We start from the raw sequence: 22,652 nt of genomic DNA, 5'->3' as shown, positions 1-22,652 counted from the left end.
GGCAGCGGGGCGCGAGGGAAGGCCATGCAGGGAGTCCTCACCGGATTCGCGGTGATCGCCGTGGTCATAGCCGTCGGCTACGTCCTCGGACTCCGCGGCCACCTCGGCGAGGACGGCCGCGCGGTCCTGACCCGCCTCGCCTTCAACGTCGCCACTCCCGCTCTGCTCTTCACCACCCTCGCCGGCGCCGACCTCTCCGTCGTCCTGTCCGGACGGCTCCTGGTCACCGCGGCAAGTACCGCCGTCGCAGCCGGTGCATTCCTCGCCGTCGGACTCGCGCGGCGCTGGAGCGTCGGCCGGCTCACCCTCGGCGCCCTGTGCTCCAGCTACGTCAACGCCGGCAATCTGGGCATTCCGATCGCCGTGTACGTCCTCGGGGACGCCTCGTTCGTCGCGCCGGTGCTGCTGTTCCAGCAGATCGTCCTCACCCCGCTCGCGCTGGCCGTCCTCGACCTGAGCCGGCCGGGCGAGCGGCGCAGTCTCGGCCACCGGCTGACCACGCCGCTGCGCAACCCGATGGCGGTCGGCGCGCTCTCCGGCGTCGTGGTCGCCGCCACCGGCTGGACGGTGCCGGGCCCGGCGCTCGAGCCGCTCACGCTCATAGGCAACATGTCCGTCCCCGCGGTCCTGCTCGCCTTCGGCATCTCCCTGCGCGGCAGCGGACTGCCCGCCCGCGGGGCGGACCGGCCCGCGATAGTGCTGTCCGCCGTCCTGAAGACGGTCGTCCAGCCGCTCGCCGCCTGGGCCATCGGTGCGGGAGTGCTGCACCTGGACCGTGAGGCGCTGCTCGCGGTCACCGTCACCTCGGCGCTGCCCGCCGCGCAGAACCTCTTCACGTACGCGTCCCAGTACCGGGTGGCCGAGCAACTGGCCCGCGAATCCATCCTGCTGTCCACCGCCGCCTCCGTGCCGGCTCTCGTCACGATCGCCGCGCTGCTGGGATAGTCCGCCCCAAGTGCCCGGCTACGAGACGGAGTCGGACACGCCGTCAGACGGTCCAGCCCCCAGGTCGATGCCCCACGTCCGGCGTACGAAGGCGTGCCCTGCGGCCGTCACGTCCAGGCCGCGCCCCGACCGGTGGCGCACCACCCACTCCGCCGCCAGGAACCGCCGCCCGACCGCAGCCCCCAGGGCGCCCGCGAGATGGTCCCGGCGTTCCGTCCAGTCCAGGCAGACACGGGTGGTGGGGCGGCGGGCCGCGATCGCCTCGTCGACGTCGACACCGATCCCGCGCAGCCCCTCGGTACCCGCGGCGGTGAGGGCGAGCGCCTCGCGGTCGGCCAGCCATCCCTGCGCCGTCCAGGCGTCGGCAAGGGCGATGCCGAGCCGCCCGGCGAGGTGGTCGTAGCACAGCCGTGCCGCCGCCAGGCGCTCCATCTGGCGACTGAGCCGATATCCGGAGACCGGCGCCGGCCCGGTGAGGGCGCCGAGCGCCTCGAGGGCGGTGGCGACCCGGGGCCCCGCGAGGGCGTAGTAGCGGCTGCGCCCGCGGGCCTCGCAGGTCACCAGACCGGCCTCGACGAGCACCGTCAGATGTTCCGACGCGGTCGAGGCGCTGACCCCGGCCGCTCGCGCCAGTTCGCCCGCCGGGCGCCTGGCCCCGTCCATCAGCAGATTGAGGAACACCGACCGTGCGGGCGCACCGAGCGCCTTCCCCAGTCGTGTGAAGTCCCGGTCCCTGGTCATGACGCCACGATACGACGACGACGTTTCGGCGACCGCCGAAGCATTCGCGCCCGCGGCCGGGCAGCGGCGGGCCCGCATCACCCGTAGCGTCGCGGCAGTTGTGGGCGCGACGGACAGCGATAGCCGGGGTCGCGCACCGTCACTACGATCCCCCTGTCCGCCCGTCCGACGTATCCGGGAGATCGCATGTGGCTTGCAGGAGCAACACTCGTCGACGGGACCGGGGCGGAGCCCCGGAAGGTGGCGGTGCGTGTCGAGGACGGACGCATCACCGGCCTGGAGCAGGCGCCCGCGGCCGGGGCGGAGGTCGTCGACTGCGGCGGACTCACGCTGACGCCGGGCCTGATCGACGCGCATGCGCACCTGGGTCTGTCGAGCGATGTCTCCGACGGCTTCCGGCATGAGCTGTCCGTGGCGCGGATCGCGGCCGACATCTTCGCCAACTGCGCGCAGACGCTCGACGGTGGATTCACCACGGTCAGGGAACCGGGTGGCCTGGACGACGGTGTGGCGCAGGTGGTGGCCGACGGCATCGTTCCCGGGCCGCGGATTCTGCACAGCGGACCGGCGCACTGCCAGACCGGTGGGCATGGTCATCTGGGCGGTTTCTGGGAAGCCGCCGAACGCTGGAACGACCACGGCATCCCCGGTCTGCGGACGCTGTCCATCCTGTCGGACGGCCCGGACGAACTGCGCAAGCACGTACGTGAGTCGTTCCGGCGCGGTGCGAGCTTCCTGAAGCTCTGCGTCACCGGCGGTGTCGTGTCCTTGCACGACAACGTCTCCGACACCCAGTTCAGCCGTGCGGAGATCGCCGTCGCGGTCGAGGAAGCCGCGGCCCGCGGGACGTACGTGACCGTGCACGCGCACAACAACGCCGGTATCCGCAATGCCGTGGCGGCCGGAGTGCGGTGCGTCGAGCACGGTTCGGGCATCGACGAGGCCACCGCAGCGCTGATGGCCGCTCATGATGTCGCGCACGTGCCGACCCTGGCGGTCGTTCAGGCGCTGCTCGACGACACGGCGAGCGCGGGACTGCCGCCCGAGGTGGCCGATCGCGCCGCGAGTGTGCAGCAGGGCCAGATCGACGCGATCAGGGCCTCGCGGGCGGCCGGAGTGCGGGTCGGATCCGGATCCGACCTGATCGGGCCGCATCAGGAGCACCGGGGCAACGAGCTGGTGCTCAGGTCCGAGGTGGAGTCGCCGATGGAAGCACTGATGGCGGCCACCTCGGTGAACGCCGGGATCCTGGGCATCGGCGACGAGGTGGGCACCGTCGAGGTCGGCAAGCGGGCCGACCTCGTGGCCTTCGCCGGGAACCCGCTCGACGACCCCGCGCTCTTCGACCGGCGCGAGCGCATCGTCCTCGTCATCAAGAACGGTGAGGTCGTCAAGGACATCCGGTGACGCTGCCGGGCCGCGACCGGCGTGCGGCACGCGGCATGCCGCAGGTCCCGCTCAACGCGTCGGGACGGCACGCGCCGCGTGGACCGGACGCCTCTGCTCACCACGCCGACGGGCGAGGCAACTCCGGCCGGTGGGCCCGCCGCTCGGCGTACAGCAACGCTCTGCCATGGCCGAGATGCGCCGCCGCGTGCGGGAGGACCGGCCCCTCGGGGTCGAAGGACGAGCCGGGCCGCTGCCCGGATCCTCCCTCCCGCAGCCGGCCGCACACGTCCGCCGGTCCCGTGCACGTGTGCGGCCGGTCAGGCGCTAAATGCCCTGCGCCATTCCTTCACGGCGCGGTCCGACCCCGCCCTTCAACACGTCGCCGTCGAGCCAGCTCATCTGGTACGAGCCCATGTGGTAGTCGTACGCCGGCAGCGGGTTGACCAGGACCCCGAGGCGGGCCAGGCCGTCGACGTACTCCTGGCCCACCCGGCTCTCGACCGACAGCTCGTAGTCGTCGGTCAGCGGAAGCATCCGCGGCCTGTCCTCCGCCTCGATCGGATCCATGCCGTACTCGAGGATGTTGGCCAGCACCTGCGGGACGGTGCAGTGGACGTTTCCGGGGCTGCCGAGAGCCACCACCGGCTTGCCGTCGCGGAGGACCAGGGTGTTGCTGAGCATGGCGCGCATCCCGCCACCGCCCGTGAGCCAGCCGGAGATCGGCGACGACAGGGAGTTGACCATGTGGCTGCCGACCATGGGGACTCCGTCCACGACCTCGCCCGCTATGCCGCCGCTCTGCAGGGTGTTCATCATCTGCACCCAGTTGCCGTCGGCGTCGACGACGCTCAACTCGCAGCTGCCCGCGGGCTGTTCGGACGCCGACCCGGCGGCGTGCAGGGCGTTGCGGCCGCGGGTGAGTTCGACGTGGGCCGTCAGGTCGGTGCGCGGGCGGCTGCGCCGGAGCTTGGCCGCCAGGAAGGCGAGGTAGTCGTCGTCGACGAGGATCTCGCTGGGGTCCTCGAAGAGGTCCGGATCGTTGATGAAGCCGGTCTCCTGATGGGCCAGGCGCAGGGCGTGCCCCATGTAGTAGCCGGCTTCCGGCGAGTCGGTGAAGTGGCCGGCCGAGCGGACGTCCAGGTGCCGGAGGATGCCGAGGACGAGGGCGCAGTACACGGCCTGCCGGTCAGGGGCGGAGAGCTGGACGACCTCGTGGTCGCGGTGCTTCCACGTCCGTGGCTCGCGCCACTGCGCGGGCAGCACCGTCATGTGATCGAGGGTGATGGGCCACTGCAGTTCATTGGCGCGCTTGACGAAGTTGCGGGCCCAGCCGCCGGTGATGAAGTAGTCCGGACCCTCTGCGGCAAGTGCCGCCATGGTCTTCGCGAGAGCGGGCTGTGACCAGCGGTCGCCGGCCTGCGGCAGGTGCCCGTCGGGAGTGAAGTGGGCGCGGCCGGAGGGTGTGTAGAGGAAGAAGTCGACCGTCTGCGCGAGCACGAGCGTCTCGAAGGACGTGACGATGTGGCCGTCCTCGGCGGCTGCGACGGCGGGCGCCACGAGGTCGCCCCACGGCTTGCTGCCGAAGCGCTCGTACATCGCCTTCATCCCGGGCATGAAGCCGGGGATCACGGACATGGGGCCGCGGGTGCCGACCGGCGAGTACAGGCCCTTGCCGCCCGGCACGCGGTGGTGCGCCGCCAGGCCCGGCACGATCCGGCCCATGGAGTTCAGTTCGTGGATGCGGCCCGTGGCTGCTTCGTGGAAGAGGCCGGTGACGGTGCCGGTGTGGTTGGTCATGTCCTGCTGCACCACGGCTTGGACGATGCTGCCGGCGATCGCGGCGTCGACGGCGTTGCCGCCGGAGCGCAGTACGTCGGTCATCGTCCCCGTGACGGTGGGGTGCTGGCTCGAGCACACGGCCCGCCCTGCCCGCACGGCCGTCTTCGGTCCTACGCGGCCGCCGCCGAGCGGGTCGTCGCCCTGCGCGCCGAGGTACTGGATGGTGCTCGCCGTCATCGTGGCTCCCTGTCCGTCGGACCTTCGGTCGGGACTGCTCTGCCGCGGACAGTAGGAGCGGGAACGAGGCCGCGGAACCCGACGCCTGTAGGGCATGTGCGCGGGTTTCCTCGACAACCGCCGATAGTGGCGCCCGTCACGACCGCCGCATACTCGACGCCTGCCTGGACGTGCCGGTCCGGCCGAACCGTGTCCCTCCGAGGAGCGAACCATGCGGCTGAGCAGCACACGCACGAAGCGATCACGACGTAGCAGGGCGTGGGCGGTGGGCGCGGGCGCCTGCTCCCTCGCCCTGGCCGCGGGCTGTACGGGAGGCGGCAGCGGATCGGCGGGAGCGTCCGGCGCCAAGGAGTTCACCTTCGCGCAGAGCGCGGCGCCGATCTCCCTCGACATCACGAAGCACTACGACGGAAACATCATGCAGATGATGGCGCCGGCCACCGAGAAGCTGGAGCACATCTCCGTGGACGGGAAACTGTCGCCGGGTCTCGCCTCGTCGGTGGAACAGCCCGACGCCACCACCCTCGTCTACTCACTCCGCAAGGGCGTGAAGTTCTCCAGCGGACGGACCATGACCGCCGCGGACGCCGTGTGGAGCCTGCGACATGTCACGGACACCGCCGCCGGCGCGCAGACGGCGGGGAACGTCCGCTCCTTCAAGAGCGCGTCGGCGACCGGCGCCGACGAGGTGACCGTGAAACTCCGCTACCCGGATCCGACGGCCCGGCAGTCGCTCGCCGTCATCGGCTTCGTCCAGGACGCCAAGTTCGCCGAGGCGCACGCGAAGGAGTTGGGCACGGCCGCCGCCGTGCCCGTGGGCACCGGCCCGTACAAGGTCGTCGCGTACACGAAGCAGCAGGTGCGGCTCGAGCGCAATCCGCACTTCGAGGGGAAGAAGCCCGCCATGGACCGGATCACCTTCCGGTTCATTCCGCAGGACAACACCGCGCAGCTGGCGATGCGTTCGGGCGAGATCCAGGGCGCCCTGATCGGCAACCTCAAGACCGCGGACCAGTGGGAAGGGATCGACAAGGCGCGGCTGTACCCGCTGCCGTCGCTCTCCAGCACCTTCCTGTCCCTGGACACCCGCACGGCGCCGCTCGACGACGTCCACGTACGCAAGGCCATCGCGTACTCCGTCGACCGGAGCGGGGTGATGAGCGCCGGATTCGGCAAGCACGCCGAGCTGTTGAACGGCATGGTGCCGCCCGGAGTCCTGGCACCCGTGGCATCGAGCGAGCAGGAGGCGAAGAACTTCCTCGCCGGACTGCCGCAGTACGACCTCGATCCGAAGAAGGCCCGCGCGGAACTGGCGAAGTCGAAGCGTCCCAAGGGCTTCACCCTCACCGTGCCCTATCTGACCGGCGCCCCCTTCTCCGAGCTGGTGGTGCTCAACCTGCAGCAGAACATGAAGCCGCTCGGCGTCACCATCAAGCCCAAGCCGCTCAGCCAGCCGCAGTGGACGGAGGCCGTCTACGGCCACAGGAAGGGCCCGCACTCCATGCAACTCGTCGCCCCGATCCCGGATCCCATCGCCATCCTGAGCAAGACGACCGGCAAGGAGAACATCGCTCCGCGCCGCTTCAACCTCGCGAACTGGAGCGACCCGGAGTCCGAGAAGGCCTACGCCCGGCTCACCACCTCCACCGACAAGGCCCAGCGCTGGAAGGCCGCTCAGACCCTCCTGAGGAACATCGCCGACGATGTGCCGTACGTGCCGCTCTACAACCCAGACACGGTGGCCGTCCTCGGAGAGGGCTTCACCTTCTCCAAGAAGGTCACCCTCTTCGACCTCATGGTCAACGGCACCTGGGCGTCCGCGCTGAAGGCCGGCTGAGCCCGGTGCCCGTCCTCCGGTTCGTCGCGAAACGCCTCGCCGGCACGGTCGTGATCCTGCTCGCCGTCGGGCTGCTCGTCTTCAGTCTGCTGACGCTCAGCCCCGGTTCGGTGGTGGACACCCTCCTCGGCGACCAGCAGCCCACTCCCGAGGCCGTCCGCGCCATCGAGGCGCGATACCACCTCGACGATCCGTTCATCGTCCAGTACGGGCACTGGCTGACGGACGCACTCGGCGGCGATCTCGGCGTCTCCATGCAGTCCGGGGAGCCGGTGACGCGGACGATCTCCGCCCAACTGCCGCTCACCCTGCAACTCGCGGGATGCGCACTGATCCTGGTGTGCGTCTTCGGCGTGACGATCGGGGTGGCCGCCGGGGTGCGCAGCGGCGGGAAGCTGGACAGGACCGCTTCGGCGGGAGCCATCGTCGGCATGAGCATCCCCGGATTCGCGGTCGGGATCCTGCTGATCCACGTCTTCGGGGTGCAGTTGGGATGGTTCCCGGTCTACGGCGCGGGCGACAGCGGCTTCGCCGACCGGCTCTCCCATCTCGTACTGCCGGCCGTGGCCCTGGCCGTCAACCTCGTCGCCCTGCTGATGCGCCAGTCGCGAGCCGCGGTACTGCATGTGATGGAGCAGGACTACATCACCTTCGCCCGGGCCCGGGGCCTGAACAGGCGGCGGATCATGGTGCGTTACGCACTGCGCAACACCGCGCTGCCCGTGGTCACGGCGGCGGGACTGCTGCTGATCGTGGCCATCTCGGGCGCCGCTCTGGTGGAGTCGGTGTTCTCGCTGCCGGGTGTGGGACAGCTGATGGTGCAGTCCGTGAACGCCAAGGACATGCCGGTCGTGCAGGGCGTCACGATCTGCGTCGCTGCCTTGGTCGTCGTGGTCAACCTCCTGGTCGATGTCCTCGCCCTGGTGATCGATCCCCGTACGCGCCTGTCCCCGAGCGGGAGGACCTGATGGCCGCCGCAGTGATTCCTGCCGAGGAACGCCGTCCGCGGATACGCGTCAAAGCGGTGCCGCTGCTGTGCGGCACGTTCCTCGCGCTCCTGACGATCGTCGCCGTCGTCGGCGAGACCCTCGCGCCGCACGACCCGTTGGCGCAGAACCCCGCGCTCAGCGTCAGCGATTCCGGCCCCGGCCATCTGCTCGGCACCGACCAACTCGGCCACGACGTCATGTCACAGCTCCTCGCCGGCACCGGTGCGGCGCTCCTCGGGCCGCTCGTCGTGGCCCTGGGCTGCCTGCTGGTCGGCAGTGGACTCGGCCTGGCCGCGGCCTACTTCGGCGGTCTGACGGACAGCCTCGCGGGCCGCTTCGCCGACCTGGTCTACGCGCTGCCCGCGCTGCTGATCGCCATCGTGGCGGTGGGCGCGCTCGGCGGGGGCTACTGGGTGACCGCCGGGGTTCTGCTGGCTCTCGGCGTGCCCGGTCAGATCCGGCTGACCCGCAGCGCGGCCCAGGTGCAGGTACGTCTGCCCTACGTCGACGCCGCCCGCACCCTGGGCATCCACCCCGCGCGCATCGTGGTGCGGCACGTCCTGCCCAATGTGCTGCCCACCCTCGTCGCCACCTTCCTGCTGGACTTCGTCGCCGCACTGATCGGATTCACCGCCATGAGTTATCTCGGACTCGGCGTCTCCGCCGACAGCCCGGACTGGGGGCGCATGCTCGCCGAGGGGCAGACCCTGGTCGCGGAGAACCCGTGGCTGTCCCTGGCTCCCGCGGTGCTGCTCTGCCTGACCGCCATCAGCGCCTCGCTCCTCGGGGACTGGGCGCAGGAGCGGCTCGACCGCCGAGGGGGCCGCGCATGAAACCGCTGCTGTCGACCGACCGGCTCGGCGTCACCACCGCCGGACGACGCGGACGCCCGTCGGTACTCCTACGCGAGGTCGGCCTCGACGTCGCCGAGGGACAGACCTTGGGCATCGTCGGCGAGTCCGGCAGCGGCAAGTCCCTGACCGCACGGGCGATCACCGGACTGCTTCCCCGTGGCCTCGCCGCCCACGGCTCGGTCCACTTCGACGGCCAGGAACTCGTCGGGGCCACGGAGAAGCAGCTGCGTCCCTTGCGCGGCACGTCCCTCAGCCTGCTGCTGCAGGACCCGTTCACCATGCTCAACCCGCTGCAGACCGCGGGTGCCGGCATCGCCGAGTCGTTGCCCGGCCCGCGCCGTGACCGCGCCGCACTGCGGGACGAGGTCGTCCGCCGCCTCGACGAGGTCAACCTGCCGCCGGACGTCGCCGACCGTCGCCCGTACCAACTCTCCGGCGGCATGCGCCAGCGTGTCTCGCTCGCCTGCGCGCTGGCCGGCGACCCGCGGCTGCTCATCGCCGACGAGCCGACCACCGCACTCGACGCCACCACCCAGGACGACGTCCTGAGGCTGCTCAAGGACATACAGCAGCGCCGCGGCATGGCGCTGATCCTGATCACCCACGACCTGCGGGTCGCCTTCGACGTCTGCGACCGCATCCACGTCATGTACGCGGGTTCGGTCCTCGAGACCGGGCCCGCCAAGGCCCTGGAACAGAGCCCCGCACACCCGTACAGCCACGGACTGCTCCGGTCCGAGCCACCGCTCGGCCACTACGCCGACGAGCTGGTCTCCATCCCCGGCTCGGTGCCGTCCGCCGACAGCGTCGGAGCCCGCTGTGCCTTCGCCGACCGCTGCCAGTGGGCCGAGGACGTCTGCACCACCGCCCGCCCGCCGCTGGAACCCCTCGGGGACGAGCGCGCGTCGGCCTGCCTGCGGCTGCCGGAGATCGACCTCGCCCCCGTCGCCGTCGAGCTGCACGGAACACCGCCGCCCGCCCCGGCCGCCAGCGCCCCTACCGTCGCCGCGCTCACCGACGTCCGCAAAACCTTCCGCAGCACGCCCCTGATCGGCCGCCCGCACACCACCGTGGCGCTGCAACGCGTCAGCCTCGAGGTTCGCGAGGGGGAGTGCGTCGGCCTCGTCGGGGAGACCGGCTCGGGGAAGTCCACCATCGCCCGCTGCCTGCTCGGCCTCGCTTCCCCCGACAGTGGCCGTATCGACCTCGGCGGCGTCGAGATCACCGGACGACGGCGGCCGAAGCACGCCCACACCCTGGTCCAGGCCGTTTTCCAGGACCCGTACTCCTCGCTCAACCCCAGCCTGACCATCGGCACCGCCCTGCGCGAGGCCGCGGGCCAGGGTCCCGGGAACAGCGGTGACCCGGCCGAGCTGCTGACCCGAGTGGGCCTGCCCGCCTCGTACGCGGCGCGCAGACCGGCCGCGCTCTCCGGCGGCGAGCGGCAGAGGGTGGCGATCGCCCGCGCGCTCGCCGTCCAGCCCAGGCTGCTCATCTGCGACGAACCCGTCGCCGCCCTCGATGTCTCCGCCCAGGCGCAGATCCTCGAACTGCTCAGGGACATCCGCCGCAGCACGGGCATGAGCATGCTGTTCATCACCCACGACCTGTCCGTCGTACGGCAGATGGCCGACCGGCTGGTGGTGCTCCTGCACGGCGAGGTCGTCGAGTACGGGGCCACCGACACGGTCCTGGGCGATCCACGGCACGACTACACCCGGCAGCTGATCGAGGCCGTTCCCGGCGCTCCTGCGGTCCCGGAACCGGACGTACCCTGAACGGGCAGAGGTGGCGACAGCAAGGAAGTGGCATGCGGACGGACGGGCTGCAGGAGATCGTCGACGGCCTGGCCGACCGGCTTCAGCGCTCCGTCGCCGTGGACGATCCCGCCATCCATCTGATCGTGGCCAGCAAGCACTACGGAGACGAGGACCCCGTCCGCGTCCAGTCGGTGCTCGGCCGCGAGGTCACCGACGAGATCGCGCAGACCGTACTGTCCGGGATCGACCAGGCAGAGGGACACACCCGGCTGCCGGCCATGCCGCAGTTCGACTCGACGGCCCGGGTCTGCTTCCCGGTCCGCTACGCGAAGGTGCTCCTCGGCTATCTCTGGCTCATCGACAAGGACGAGAGCCTCACCGACGAGGAGATCACCGAGACGGCGGCGGCGCTGGAGACCATCGCGCTGCTGATGTACCGCCACAACCTCGACTCCGAGCGCCGGCAGTCGCTGCACGACGGCCTGCTGCGCGAGCTCCTCGCGGCCGATCCGGCGGCCCGGCTGCGGGCCGAAGCCGACATCGAGGACGAAGGGGTGGTGGGGGATCCGTCATCCGCCACCGTCGTCGCCGTCCAACTGGCGCGCAGCGACACGGGAGCCGACGGAGCCGGCGGCGGTGCCTCCTCGCACGACGCGGCGGAGCTGGCGCTCGCCCAGGCCGTACGGCAGACCGTCGGCGCGTACCCCGACATGGACTGCCTCACGTCGCTGCAGCGACGCCGGGCCGTACTCCTCGTCACCGGCCGGCACAGCCGCAACGGGCAGCTCCTCACCGAGGTGTGCCGCCGCGTCGTGGACTCCGTCGGCCGAGTCACCCGGCGGCGAGCGGTCGCCGGCATCGGCCTGGCCCAGGAAGGCCTCGGAAAGGCCGCCGTCTCCTACGACCAGGCACTCGTCGCGGCACGCGCCGCGGAGTTCCTCCCGGGGCTCGGCTCCGTACTGCAGTGGGAATCCCTGGGCGTCTACGCACTGCTGGCCCAGATCCCGCCGCACGAGGCACAGTCCGCCGCCTATCCGGTGCCGCTGCTGCGTCTCGCGCGCAGCAAGAACGCCGAGGTACTGATGTCCACCGCGGAGGTCTATCTCGACTACGCCGGTGACGCGCAGCGGGCAGCGGACACCCTGCACATCCACCGCACCACGCTCTACCAGCGCATCGGTCGGATCGAAGAGGTGTCGGGACTCGATCTCCGCGACGGCCTCGACCGGCTGACCCTGCACCTCGGCCTGAAGATGGCCAGGCTCACCGGGTCGTTCGACAGGATCGGTCTGGCCTGACCGCGGCCCGGTCTACAGCTGTCAGTCACAGCCGGTCGAACAGTCAGCAGCAGTAGATACCCGCAGGGGCGCCCCGATCCTAGGCTCGACCTCCGATCACAGGAGGCAGGTCATGCGCGAATCGTTCGACGCCATCGTCATCGGGGCCGGGGTCATCGGCAGCTCCGTCACCCATGCGCTCGCCGCCGACGGATGGCGGGTGTGTGCCGTCGACGGCGGTCCCACCGCGGGCAGCGGATCCACCAGCGCCTCGTCCGCGGTCGTACGGTTCAACTACTCCACCTTCGCCGGGGTGGCCGCAGCGTGGGAGTCCAGGCACGCCTGGCAGGACTGGGCCGGCCACCTCGGCGGCAGTGACGACGCCGGCCTGGCAGGCTTCTTCACCACCGGCGGACTGACCCTGGACACACCGCGACAGGACCGCACCCGGGTGCTGTCCCTGTTCGACGAGGTCGGCGTGGAGTACGAGGACTGGGACGCGGCCACCATCCGGGAACGACTGCCGCTGCTCGAGACCGGCCGCTACTACCCGCCCAAGGCCCTCTCCGACGACGACTTCTGGGACGCGGGACCCGACGGCGAACTCACCGGCTACTGGACGCCCGACAGCGGATTCATCGACGATCCGCAACTGGCCGCGCACAACCTGATGACGGCGGCCCGCCGGCACGGGGCGACCTTCAAGTTCCGCAGCCGCGTCACCGCGGTGCACAGCTCCGGCCGCATCACCGGCGTCACCCTCGCCGACGGCAGCGAACTGTCCGCCCCGGTCGTGGTCAACGTGGCGGGACCGCACTCCGGCGCCGTCAACGAACTGGCGGGCGTGGGGGAGTCGTTCACGGTGCACACCCGCCCGCTGCGGCAGGAGGTGCACGAGGTGCGCGCCCCCGAGGGCTACAGCCCCGACGGGCCCGGCCCGCTGGTCGCGGACACCGATCTGGGCACGTACTTCCGCGGCACTCCCAGCGGCGGACTGATCGTCGGCGGAACCGAGCCCGAATGCGACGAGTTGCAGTGGCTGGAGGACCCCGACGCGTATCACATGCACCCGACGCAGGCCCTGTACGCCGCCCAGGTCTACCGGGCCGCCCGGCGGCTGCCCACCTTGCAGGTGCCCGGCGCCCCACGAGGTGTCGCCGGCGTCTACGACGTCGCCGACGACTGGACCCCGATCTACGACCGGACCGAACTGCCGGGCTACTACGTCGCGATCGGCACCAGCGGCAATCAGTTCAAGAACGCCCCCGTCGTCGGCCAGTTCCTCACCGCGATCATCAGGGCCTGCGAGAACGGCCACGACCACGACCAGGACCCGGTCCACGTCGCCCTGCCGCGGACCGGCCACAAGATCGACCTCTCCCAGTACAGCCGGATGCGACCGGTCGACGGGGACGGCGCGGCCTCCGGCGTCATGGGCTGAGCACCGGCATACGGTCTCGCGGCGCCGGTGGGCATCCGCAGTGCCCGGCCACCGCGACGCTCGGTTCCCGTCGACCAGCTGCAGGGCATCCGGCCCGCTGGATTCGAAGCCCCAACCACCTGCACAGCCACCCAGAAGGGGGCAACCACCGTGGCCACCCACGACGCAGCCGTAGACCTCACCTCCGCCCACTGGACACCGGGCGACCGGGACCGCTACCTGGCCGAGCAACGCACCATCCGCACCACCGCGGGCACCGCGAGCGGCGACAACGGCGCGGTCACCGTGGCCTACAGCGCCTACGCCGCACGCGCCGGCCTCGAAGCGCTCAAGCAGGGCGGCAGCTCCGTCGACGCGGCGCTGACCACGGCCCTCGCGCAGGTCGCCCTCAAGGCCGGCGCCCCGATCAGCTACTTCGGCATGATGTCGCTCGTCCACTACGAGGCCGCCACCGGCCGGGTCCACACCATGAACGCCGAGTGGAACACCGTCGCCGGCGAGAAAGACCCCCGCAGCATCCCGGGCAAGATCTCACTCGGCCCCGGCGTGGGCCCGCTCGGCACCGAACCCAGCGGGCGCACAGCCCTGGTCGGCGGCTTCATGAAGGGAGTCGAGTCCGCCCACGGCCGGTTCGGCACGCTGCCGTTCGAGGCACTGTTCCAGCCGGCCGTCGAGCTGGCGGACGACGGCGTACCGGTCACCTCGGATCTCGCCTGGTGCTACCGGCTGCGCCGGGACGACCTGGCCAGGCTGCCGGAGACGAGAAGCACGCTGCTCAAGCCGGACGGCTCCGGCTACGTCGAGGGCGACACCCTGCGGCAACCGCGGCTTGCCGAGACGCTGCGCCGCATCGCGGCGGAAGGCGCCGACCACATGTACGGCGGCCCGTGGGGCGAGAAGCTCATCCGGGCCGTGCAGGCCGAGGGCGGCAAGATGACGCTCCAGGACCTGACGGACTACGAAGTCACCTGGGCGGACGCGCTCACGGCCGAGATCGGCGGCGGGTACACGGTCGCCACCGCACCCTGGCCGAACGCCGGCGGAGTGGCCCTCATCGAGGCGCAGAACCTCGCCCGCGTGGCCGGACTGCCCGAGCGCGAGCACTGGACCCGGTCGTCGCAGTCCCTGCGCACCGCGCTCGACGTCTCCCAACTGGTGCAGCTCAGCTACCTCCCGTCCGAGACCCTGGAGGCGCTCTTCCCCGGGATCGACTTCTCTCCCGAGGCGCGCGTGACCCTGCAACACGCTGAGGAGTTGTGGTCCCGCGTCGAGGCAGGGGCGCCCTTCCCGGCCTGGCAGCCCTCTCCTCCCAAGCACTCCGACGACGTGGTCGCCGTCGACGCGGACGGCAACATCACCGCCGTCACCCACACCATCAACAGCGCGCTGTGGGGCAAGACGGCCCTCAACATCGACGGCATCTCGATCGGCGACCCGGCCTCGTACCAGCAGGAGTTGATCGCGCGCACCGGTCCCGGTCGCCGGCTGCCCGCACCGACCGAGACGGGCGTGCTCTTCAAGGGCGACGACGCGGTACTCGGCTTCGCGTCGATGGGCGCGGGACTTCACCACCGCACGCTGCAGGCGCTGTTGAACTACACCGCCTTCGGCACGACCGTCCAGGAGACCGTCGACTCGGCCGACTTCTACGCGCCGCAGGTCGACACCGAGACCGGCCGGGCGACCGTCATCGTCCCGGGCGGCCGCTTCGACCACGACGTACTGGACGGCATCGGGATCGACTGGCGCGAGGTGGAGGGCGAGGACGCCCGGCTCGGCGGCGAGGGCCTGTGGGTGGCGGTGGAACGTGACCCGGTGACGGGCCGCCTGAGCGCCGCCTCCCACAACCGCAACAACAGCGGAGCCGTCGCCTACTGACTGCGGACGTCCCGCCGCAGGCCCCCGAGCATCCGGTGCTCGGGGGCCTGCCCCGACGGGCGGCCCGGCACCGGCGACCTTTCGGCCGCCGCCGAAGCAGTCCGGAGCTAGCTTCGGAGCATGAGCGCACACACCTACCGGGCCCTGCTGCACTGGGCAGGATCCACCGCCGACGGCATCCGCACCTACGCGCGCGAGCACACCGCACACGCCCCGCCCGCCGCGCAGGAGCTGCGCCTGAGTGCGGATCCCGCCTTCCGCGGGCATCCGGAGCTGCTCAATCCCGAGCAACTCGTGGTGATGGCCGCGTCGTCCTGCCAACTGCTGTCGTTCCTCGCCGTCGCCGCCCGCGCCGGTGTGGACGTACTCGCCTACGACGACGAGGCCACCAGCCGCCTCGACCTCACCGCCGAGCCCGCCCGCCTCACGTCGATCCACTTGAACGTGACGGTACGGACGGCCCCCGGCACCGATCCGGCCGAGATCGAACGCCTCGGGGCCCAGGCACACCGCGAGTGCTACATCGCCAACAGCCTTGCCGTCCCCGTCGAGGTCACCACGACCCGATCGGGCCCGCCCGGGGAGAGTTGAGACCGCAAGGCGCCCAACCCCCGCGTGGCACCGGTGTTCCGGCCCTGGCACCCTGGGTAGGCGTCGAGGACCCGGCCGCCCCCGCGAGGCCGCCGCGACCGCGCGAGGAGAGGAATCACCGTGACGCTGGACCAGCCCCCGACGGACGTGGTGCAGGCGGTGGTCGTCTACGACGGGCAGCTCCTGCTCGTGGCAGAGGCGGACGCCTGGGGCCTGCCCACGGGAGGCACCGAGCCGGCCGAGAGCGCCGAGGCGGCAGCCGCCCGTATCGTCTACGAGCTCACCGCCTATCTGGTCGACGGCTCACCGCCACTGGAGCCGCGGAGCAAGGGCAGTACGGCCGTCGTCTGCCACCCGCTGACCGAGGATCCGTCGGGAAGCGGCAGCCTGCCGTCCGAGCGGCTCCGCTGGGTCCTGTTCACCGAACTCGACGACATCGAACTGCCCCCGGCCGTACGGGAGTACGTGCGCGGCCACACACCGGCGTGAGGTGCCGGGGCAGCGGCCCGAACCGCTCCTGACACTCGGCGGGCAATTTCCGCGCCGGGTTTTCTGCGGCCGGATATTCCCGGCACGTTCCCTGATGCGGACGGCAAACCCGCACGGGCGCCTCGGTAATGGTGACATGCACCGCTCCCACGCATCGTCGACGTCGGTTCCCGAAGCGGTCCGCCATCAGCGGATGCACCCCTCGGTACCAGGTCAGAACGCATCTGGACAGGCCGTGGGCCGCTGCCGGAACAGCTGGATAAACGCCATCTATCGACCCATCGAAAAGGTTGCTTTGACTTGCCGCGGAACGCGGGAGGAAGGTAATCCCGCGACGGATTTCGGAATCCGCGACCGCATCAGCGGAAGCAGTCGGGGAAAGAGGCAGAACAGAAGATGAGCGGCATCGAGGACCCGGTCGACGACCTGAGAGTGACCCCGCCGAAGGAGTGGGCGGCGGGCGTCCCCGGAGTGGCCCACGCCCTCGAGTACTCGCTCGGGCAGACATCCGTGCGCCGCACCGCTCTGACTCTCCTGAACGTCAACCAGGCCAAGGGCATCGACTGTCCGGGCTGTGCCTGGCCCGAGCCGGGCAAGCGGCACCGGAACGAGTACTGCGAGAACGGCGCCAAGCACATCAGCGACGAGGCCACCACGCGCCGCGTCACCCGCGAATTCTTCCGCGAGCACTCCGTCGCCGAACTGGGCGCGAAGTCCGACTACTGGCTGAACCAGCAGGGCCGGCTCACCGAGCCGATGGTCAAGCGCCCCGGCGCGACCCACTACGAGCCCATCGCCTGGGACGAGGCACTCGACCTGCTCGCCGGCGAACTGCGCGCACTCGCCTCACCCGACGAGGCCCTCTTCTACGTCTCGGGACGCCTCAGCAACGAAGCCGCCTTCCTGCTCCAGCTCTTCGTCCGCGCGTACGGCACCAACAACCTGCCCGACTGCTCCAACATGTGCCACGAGTCCAGTGGTTCGGCGATGACGCAGACCCTGGGCGTGGGCAAGGGGACCGTCTCCCTGGACGACATCCACCAGGCCGACCTGGTGTTCGTCGTGGGCCAGAACCCCGGCACCAACCACCCGCGCATGCTCTCCGCCCTCGAGGAGACCAAGAGCAACGGCGGCCAGGTCGTGGCGGTCAACACGCTGCCCGAAGCGGGCCTGAAGCGCTTCAAGAACCCGCAGCGGGCGCGTGGTGTCGTGGGCCGGGGCACCGCCATCGCCGACCAGTTCCTGCACATCAAGGCCGGCGGCGACCTCGCCCTCTTCCAGGCGCTCAACCTGCTGCTGCTCGAGGCGGAGGACGCCGCCCCGGGCACGGTCGTGGACCATGAGTTCGTCGACCGGTACACCACCGGCTTCGAGGAGTTCGCCGAGCACACCCGGAAGGTGTCCTGGGACCACGTGCTCGAGGCCACCGGTCTCAGCCGCGAGGAGATCGAGCAGGTCCACGAGCGCGTCCTGGCCGCAGGGAAGATCATCGTGTGCTGGGCGATGGGCCTCACCCAGCACAAGCACGGCGTGCCCACCATCCGCGAGATCGTCAACTTCCTTCTGATACGCGGCAACATGGGCCGGCCGGGTGCGGGCGCCTGCCCGGTGCGCGGTCACAGCAACGTCCAGGGCGACCGCACCATGGGCGTCTGGGAGCGGGTGCCGCAGTCTTTCCTCGACGCCCTGGAGCGGGAGTTCCACTTCACCCCGCCCACCCGGCACGGGCTGGATTCGGTCGACGGGATCCGCGCCATGTCCGAGGGTCGCGCCAAGCTGTTCCTCGGCGTCGCGGGCAATTTCGTACGGGCCACTCCCGACAGCGACGTCACCGAGGCGGCGATGCGCGGCTGCCGGCTCACCGCACACGTCTCCACCAAACTCAACCGTTCGCACACGGTGTGCGGCCAGACGGCACTGATTCTTCCCACGCTCGGCCGCAGCGACCGGGACATCCAGGCCTCGGGCGAGCAGTTCGTCACCGTCGAGGACTCCATGAGTGAAGTCCACGCATCCCGGGGGAAGTTGCCTCCCGCCTCCCCGCATCTGCTGAGCGAGGTGGCGATCATCGGCCGCCTCGCCCGCCGGACCCTCGGGACGTCACCCGACATCCCCTGGGAGGACTTCGAGGCCGACTACGGCACAGTCCGTGACCGGATCTCCCGCGTCGTACCCGGCTTCGAGAACTTCAACGAACGCGTCGCCGAGCCCGGCGGTTTCACCCTGCCCAACGCGGCGAAGGAGCGGGCCTTCGCCACCCCGAGCGGGAAGGCCGTCTTCACCAGCAATGACTTCACCATGCCGGACGTACCCGAGGGGCACCTGCTGCTGCAGACGCTGCGGTCGCACGACCAGTGGAACACCGTCTGGTACGCGCCGAACGACCGCTACCGCGGTATCCACAACGCCCGCCGCGTCGTCCTCGTCAACCCCGCAGACCTGGCCGAACTCGGCCTGGAGGACGGTCAGTCGGTGGATCTGGTGAGTGTGTGGCACGACCGGCGCGAGCGCCGCGCCGAGGGCTTCACCACCGTCGCCTACCCCGCGAGCCGAGGCTCGGCGGCCGCGTACTACCCCGAGACCAACGTCCTCGTCCCGCTGGACAGCGTGGCCGACATCAGCAACTGCCCCACCTCCAAGGGCGTGGTGGTCCGCCTGGAGCCCGTACGGCGGTCCGAGAGCGAGGCAGCGGTCGCATGGGCCGGGTGACCGCGCGCCGACGGGTGCTGCGCATCAGGGACGGGGTGCAGACGTACCGCCCCGACACCCTGGCGGCCGAGGAACCCATGGAGATCCGCGTCGGTGGACGTGCCCTCAGCGTGACCATGCGCACCCCGGGCAACGACTTCGACCTGGCCGCCGGCTTCCTGGCCGGTGAGGGCGTCCTGCACGCCGCCGACGAGATCGCCGGGATCCGCTACTGCGCCGGCGCGACGGAGGACGGAAGCAACACGTACAACGTCGTGGATGTCGGCCTGGCGCCTGGTGTGGCCGCCCCGGACGCCTCCCTCGAGCGCAACTTCTACACCACCTCGTCGTGCGGCCTGTGCGGAAAGGCCGGCCTCGACGCGGTGCGTACGATCGCCCGCTGGTCCGTGGCCGACGACCCGCTGCGCATCGGCCCGGAACAGCTGACCGCCCTGCCCGACCGGCTGCGCGCGGCACAGAAGGTCTTCGACACCACGGGCGGACTGCACGCGGCCGGCCTCTTCACCGCGGACGGCGAACTCCTGTGCCTGCGCGAGGACGTGGGCCGCCACAACGCCGTCGACAAGGTCGTCGGGCATGCCCTGCGCTCGGGCATGCTGCCGCTGAGCGGCACCGTCCTGATGGTGAGCGGCCGCGCCTCCTTCGAACTCGTCCAGAAGGCCGTGATGGCAGGCATCCCGATGCTCGCCGCGGTCTCCGCCCCGTCCTCCCTCGCGGTGGACCTGGCGGACGAGAACGGACTGACCCTGGTCGGCTTCCTCCGCGGCGCCTCGATGAACGTCTACACCGGAGCGGAACGTCTGCAGCCGGTACCCGTGGGGTGACTGCGAGGCACCACCCAGGGGCCCGATCGCTGGTCACCTTTACCTTCCGCTCCCGCACGGGGTATGTCTTGCAGCATGCTGCTGCGCCAACTGGAATACCTCAATGCTCTCGCGCGCGAGGGTCACTTCGGCCGGGCGGCGGAAGCATGCCATGTGTCCCAGCCCGCCCTCTCCGCCGGTATCCGCAAACTCGAGGACGAACTCGGCGTGCAGATCGTCCAGCGCGGGCACCGTTTCGAGGGATTCACGCCCGAGGGCAGGCAGGTGCTGCAGTGGGCGCACCGCATGATCGCCGAGAAGGACGCCATGCGCAGCGCGCTGGCGAGCATGCGGGGCGGGCTGACGGGCGTACTGCGGATCGGGGCGGTGCCCACGGCCCTCACGGTCGCCTCGTTGCTCACGGCGCCGCTGCACGCACAGCATCCGACGATGCAGTTCTCTCTCGACTCCATGTCGTCGCGCGAGATCGTGAGCAGACTCAACGAATTCGACATCGACGCCGGGATGACATACATCGACGGCGAGCCGCTCGGCAAGGTCCGCGTCGTTCCGCTGTACCGGGAGCGTTATCTCTTTCTCACGCCCAGCGACGGAGAATTCGCCGGACTGGACTCGATCCGCTGGGCAGAGGCTGCCACGGCCCGACTCTGTCTGCTCGCCCCGGTGATGCAGAACCGCCGAATTCTGGACGGCCATTTCGCCGAGGACGGGGCGACGGTGAACCCGGTCGTCGAGACCGACACAGTTTCCGCGGTGTACGCGCACATCTCGGCCATGCGCCTGTCCAGTGTCATTCCGCATGCCTGGCTGCACAGTTTCGGGGTGCCGGAGGGCATGACGGTCATCACGCTTCCGCGCCCGGCCCGTACGCACCAGGTGGGGCTCGTGCTGGCCGATCGAGGCCCCGGTTCGATGCTCGCCCGTGCCCTCGTCGATACTGCACGCCAGGTGGACATGGGCAGTGCCCTGGACGATGTGGTGCGACGCAGACTGCCGGCCGCCGGCCTCCGGAACGGGCCCGTTGCGGAGGCCGGACAGAACGGACCGGACGCGAGTACCGCGGAGAATCCGGCGAGTTGATAAATCCGGGCTATCGAAAGATTTGCAGCGGGACTTTGACGTGGATCACGTCCAGCTCTAACTTTTCAGTGCTCACCGGCAGTTCGGCGACCGTCCGGCCGTCGGGCATGTCCGCAATTCCGCAACGATGGGCCGTTCGTGCCGCGAGGTGCCCCCACGCATCCCTCGCTCTCCGCACAGCCGATCACGGCTTCGCACAAGGAGGTGGACAGTGGCCGTACTGTCCTTTCTCGACCGCGAGCACACGGTGGCTCCACCCGGATACAGCCGTTGGCTCATTCCGCCCGCCGCGCTCGCCATTCATCTCTGTATCGGTCAGGTCTACGCGACGAGCGTGTACAAGACCGTCCTGGTCGAGCACTTCGACACATCTCTGACCGCGATCGGCGTCATCTTCTCCATAGCCATCGTGATGCTCGGCGTCTCGGCGGCCGTGATGGGCACCTGGGTGGACCGGGTCGGTCCGCGCAAGGCCATGTTCACCTCGGCCTGCTGCTGGTCGGCCGGCTTCCTGGTGGGCGCCCTTGGTATCGCCACCGGTCAACTGTGGCTCGTCTACCTCGGATACGGAGCGCTCGGCGGGATCGGCCTCGGTATCGGCTACATCTCGCCCGTCTCCACCCTGATCAAGTGGTTCCCGGACCGGCCGGGCCTGGCCACCGGCATGGCCATCATGGGCTTCGGCGGCGGCGCACTGATCGCCTCCCCGCTCTCCAAGGACCTGATGTCGCTCTACGCACCCGACGGTGCGGACGGCGCGTCCGTGGCCAAACTCTTCCTCACCCTCGGCGTCGTGTACTTCGCCGTGATGATGCTCGGCGTCTTCACCGTGCGCGTACCGGCGCCGGGCTGGAAGCCGGAGGGCTTCGACCCGTCCCGTCTGAAGGCCAAGCCGATGGTGACCACCGCCCAGGTGTCCGCCAACAACGCGATCAAGACGCCCCAGTTCTGGCTCCTGTGGACCGTGCTGTTCTGCAACGTCACCGCCGGCATCGGCATTCTGGAACAGGCCAGCCCGATGATCACGGACTTCTTCCGCGAGAACGGCACCTCCACCGTGACAGCCGCGGCGGCGGCCGGCTTCGTCGGTCTGCTCTCGGTGTTCAACATGGCGGGCCGGTTCGTGTGGTCCTCCACCTCGGACTTCATCGGCCGCAAGCCCGTCTACGTGGTCTACCTCGGCGTGGGCATGGGCCTCTACACCCTGCTCGCCCTGGTCGGCGGCGAGTCGACGGCCCTCTTCGTGCTGCTCGCCGCCGTGATCATCTCCTTCTACGGTGGTGGATTCGCCACTGTGCCCGCCTACTTGCGGGACCTGTTCGGCACGTTCCAGGTCGGCGCCATCCACGGCCGTCTGCTCACCGCCTGGTCCACGGCGGGGGTCGTCGGGCCGCTCATCGTGAACGGCATCCTGGACGCGCGCGGCACACCCGGCGAGCTCGTCGCTGCGGACTACCGCCCCGCACTGTTCACCATGGTGGGCGTCCTCGCGGTCGGCTTCGTGGCCAACCTCCTGGTACGCCCGGTCGCCGCACACCGCCACGAGCAGCCGGCCGGCGAACCGGTGGCCGAGACCACCGAGCCGAGCCAGGTCGGCTCCAACTAGCGCGGAGCGCACCGCAGTCGGTGCCACCCCCGCACATTCCCGCCCACTGGCGAAGGAGGAAACAGACCATGTCGGAACGTCCCGTCGCATCCGGGGGCCAGACCCCGCGTATCGCCCTCTCCTGGCTGATCGTCGGCGTGCCGCTGATCTACGGAGTGGTGCAGGCGATCAGGTCGAGCCTGCCGCTCTTCACCGGCTGACCCACCTGCCCGACCGAGAGGCCTGT

Annotated in this window: 18 protein-coding genes; 16 read left to right on the top strand and 2 right to left on the bottom strand. The window is 70.5% G+C overall.

The genetic code is table 11. The features are described 5' to 3' along the window. Positions 1 to 24: 24 nt before the first annotated feature. Positions 25 to 945 carry an AEC family transporter gene (locus DSC45_RS05500; RefSeq protein ID WP_119287592.1) on the top strand — a complete coding sequence of 307 codons (921 nt, stop codon included), beginning with the start codon at positions 25 to 27 and terminating at the stop codon, positions 943 to 945. Between the two features lie 18 nt (positions 946 to 963). Here the strand turns inward: DSC45_RS05500 and DSC45_RS05495 are convergent, their stop codons facing one another. Next, positions 964 to 1,686 carry a winged helix-turn-helix domain-containing protein gene (locus DSC45_RS05495; RefSeq protein ID WP_119287591.1) on the bottom strand — a complete coding sequence of 241 codons (723 nt, stop codon included), beginning with the start codon at positions 1,684 to 1,686 and terminating at the stop codon, positions 964 to 966. A gap of 186 nt (positions 1,687 to 1,872) precedes the next feature. Here DSC45_RS05495 and DSC45_RS05490 point away from each other — a divergent pair, with 186 nt between their 5' ends. Beyond that, positions 1,873 to 3,093 carry a metal-dependent hydrolase family protein gene (locus DSC45_RS05490; protein ID WP_119287589.1) on the top strand — a complete coding sequence of 407 codons (1,221 nt, stop codon included), beginning with the start codon at positions 1,873 to 1,875 and terminating at the stop codon, positions 3,091 to 3,093. A 306-nt stretch (positions 3,094 to 3,399) separates the two neighbouring features. Here the strand turns inward: DSC45_RS05490 and DSC45_RS05485 are convergent, their stop codons facing one another. Continuing rightward, on the bottom strand, positions 3,400 to 5,091 hold the full coding sequence (locus DSC45_RS05485) for a gamma-glutamyltransferase (protein WP_205571248.1): 1,692 nt from the start codon (positions 5,089 to 5,091) through the stop codon (positions 3,400 to 3,402). A 211-nt stretch (positions 5,092 to 5,302) separates the two neighbouring features. Between DSC45_RS05485 and DSC45_RS05480 the strand changes: the two genes are divergently transcribed. From DSC45_RS05480 to DSC45_RS36780, 14 genes are all read left to right on the top strand, one after another. After that, positions 5,303 to 6,928 (top strand): ABC transporter substrate-binding protein, encoded by a 1,626-nt coding sequence (locus DSC45_RS05480; RefSeq protein WP_119287587.1) that lies wholly within the window; start codon positions 5,303 to 5,305, stop codon positions 6,926 to 6,928. A 5-nt stretch (positions 6,929 to 6,933) separates the two neighbouring features. Beyond that, complete coding sequence (locus DSC45_RS05475; RefSeq protein WP_119287585.1) at positions 6,934 to 7,896, top strand: ABC transporter permease; 963 nt, start codon at positions 6,934 to 6,936, stop codon at positions 7,894 to 7,896. Beyond that, positions 7,896 to 8,750, top strand: coding sequence for an ABC transporter permease (locus DSC45_RS05470; protein WP_119287583.1), 855 nt, complete (start codon positions 7,896 to 7,898; stop codon positions 8,748 to 8,750). Before DSC45_RS05475 ends, DSC45_RS05470 begins: the two co-directional genes overlap by 1 nt. Further along, a complete protein-coding gene (locus tag DSC45_RS05465; RefSeq protein WP_119287581.1) occupies positions 8,747 to 10,549 on the top strand; it encodes an ABC transporter ATP-binding protein in 1,803 nt (600 codons plus the stop codon). Before DSC45_RS05470 ends, DSC45_RS05465 begins: the two co-directional genes overlap by 4 nt. A 32-nt stretch (positions 10,550 to 10,581) precedes the next feature. Next, positions 10,582 to 11,829 (top strand): PucR family transcriptional regulator, encoded by a 1,248-nt coding sequence (locus tag DSC45_RS05460; protein ID WP_119287580.1) that lies wholly within the window; start codon positions 10,582 to 10,584, stop codon positions 11,827 to 11,829. A gap of 112 nt (positions 11,830 to 11,941) precedes the next feature. Beyond that, positions 11,942 to 13,249: an NAD(P)/FAD-dependent oxidoreductase gene (locus DSC45_RS05455; RefSeq protein ID WP_119287578.1), complete on the top strand. Its 1,308-nt coding sequence runs from the start codon at positions 11,942 to 11,944 to the stop codon at positions 13,247 to 13,249. A 150-nt stretch (positions 13,250 to 13,399) separates the two neighbouring features. Beyond that, a complete protein-coding gene (locus tag DSC45_RS05450) occupies positions 13,400 to 15,127 on the top strand; it encodes a gamma-glutamyltransferase (protein WP_162929137.1) in 1,728 nt (575 codons plus the stop codon). 120 nt (positions 15,128 to 15,247) lie between these two features. Further along, on the top strand, positions 15,248 to 15,718 hold the full coding sequence (locus tag DSC45_RS05445) for an OsmC family protein (RefSeq protein ID WP_119287574.1): 471 nt from the start codon (positions 15,248 to 15,250) through the stop codon (positions 15,716 to 15,718). A 120-nt stretch (positions 15,719 to 15,838) separates the two neighbouring features. Beyond that, a complete protein-coding gene (locus DSC45_RS05440; protein WP_119287573.1) occupies positions 15,839 to 16,207 on the top strand; it encodes an NUDIX domain-containing protein in 369 nt (122 codons plus the stop codon). Between the two features lie 396 nt (positions 16,208 to 16,603). Beyond that, positions 16,604 to 18,916 carry an FdhF/YdeP family oxidoreductase gene (locus DSC45_RS05435; protein ID WP_119287571.1) on the top strand — a complete coding sequence of 771 codons (2,313 nt, stop codon included), beginning with the start codon at positions 16,604 to 16,606 and terminating at the stop codon, positions 18,914 to 18,916. Next, entirely contained in the window at positions 18,904 to 19,740 is an 837-nt protein-coding gene (fdhD, locus tag DSC45_RS05430; RefSeq protein ID WP_119287569.1) for a formate dehydrogenase accessory sulfurtransferase FdhD, read from the top strand. The genes DSC45_RS05435 and fdhD overlap by 13 nt, the downstream gene beginning before the upstream one ends. Positions 19,741 to 19,815: 75 nt before the next feature. Then, positions 19,816 to 20,820, top strand: coding sequence for a LysR family transcriptional regulator (locus DSC45_RS05425; RefSeq protein ID WP_119287567.1), 1,005 nt, complete (start codon positions 19,816 to 19,818; stop codon positions 20,818 to 20,820). A gap of 220 nt (positions 20,821 to 21,040) precedes the next feature. Continuing rightward, positions 21,041 to 22,426, top strand: coding sequence for an OFA family MFS transporter (locus DSC45_RS05420; protein WP_240434486.1), 1,386 nt, complete (start codon positions 21,041 to 21,043; stop codon positions 22,424 to 22,426). Positions 22,427 to 22,494: 68 nt separating this feature from the next. After that, positions 22,495 to 22,626, top strand: coding sequence for an MFS transporter small subunit (locus DSC45_RS36780; protein WP_276145443.1), 132 nt, complete (start codon positions 22,495 to 22,497; stop codon positions 22,624 to 22,626). Positions 22,627 to 22,652 lie beyond the last annotated feature (26 nt).

The sequence above is a fragment of the Streptomyces sp. YIM 130001 genome, assembly GCF_003574445.1.
GTDB lineage: Bacteria > Actinomycetota > Actinomycetes > Streptomycetales > Streptomycetaceae > Streptomyces.
Note: the sequence above shows the minus strand (reverse complement) of the source record. Positions and strands in the feature narration are given on the sequence as shown.

Coding starts and splice junctions, on each gene's coding strand:
- DSC45_RS05500 (WP_119287592.1), top strand. CDS start 25: ATGCAGGGAGTCCTCACCGGATTCGCGGTGATCGCCGTGGTCATAGCC.
- DSC45_RS05495 (WP_119287591.1), bottom strand. CDS start 1,686: ATGACCAGGGACCGGGACTTCACACGACTGGGGAAGGCGCTCGGTGCG.
- DSC45_RS05490 (WP_119287589.1), top strand. CDS start 1,873: ATGTGGCTTGCAGGAGCAACACTCGTCGACGGGACCGGGGCGGAGCCC.
- DSC45_RS05485 (WP_205571248.1), bottom strand. CDS start 5,091: ATGACGGCGAGCACCATCCAGTACCTCGGCGCGCAGGGCGACGACCCG.
- DSC45_RS05480 (WP_119287587.1), top strand. CDS start 5,303: ATGCGGCTGAGCAGCACACGCACGAAGCGATCACGACGTAGCAGGGCG.
- DSC45_RS05470 (WP_119287583.1), top strand. CDS start 7,896: ATGGCCGCCGCAGTGATTCCTGCCGAGGAACGCCGTCCGCGGATACGC.
- DSC45_RS05465 (WP_119287581.1), top strand. CDS start 8,747: ATGAAACCGCTGCTGTCGACCGACCGGCTCGGCGTCACCACCGCCGGA.
- DSC45_RS05460 (WP_119287580.1), top strand. CDS start 10,582: ATGCGGACGGACGGGCTGCAGGAGATCGTCGACGGCCTGGCCGACCGG.
- DSC45_RS05455 (WP_119287578.1), top strand. CDS start 11,942: ATGCGCGAATCGTTCGACGCCATCGTCATCGGGGCCGGGGTCATCGGC.
- DSC45_RS05445 (WP_119287574.1), top strand. CDS start 15,248: ATGAGCGCACACACCTACCGGGCCCTGCTGCACTGGGCAGGATCCACC.
- DSC45_RS05435 (WP_119287571.1), top strand. CDS start 16,604: ATGAGCGGCATCGAGGACCCGGTCGACGACCTGAGAGTGACCCCGCCG.
- fdhD (WP_119287569.1), top strand. CDS start 18,904: ATGGGCCGGGTGACCGCGCGCCGACGGGTGCTGCGCATCAGGGACGGG.
- DSC45_RS05425 (WP_119287567.1), top strand. CDS start 19,816: ATGCTGCTGCGCCAACTGGAATACCTCAATGCTCTCGCGCGCGAGGGT.
- DSC45_RS36780 (WP_276145443.1), top strand. CDS start 22,495: ATGTCGGAACGTCCCGTCGCATCCGGGGGCCAGACCCCGCGTATCGCC.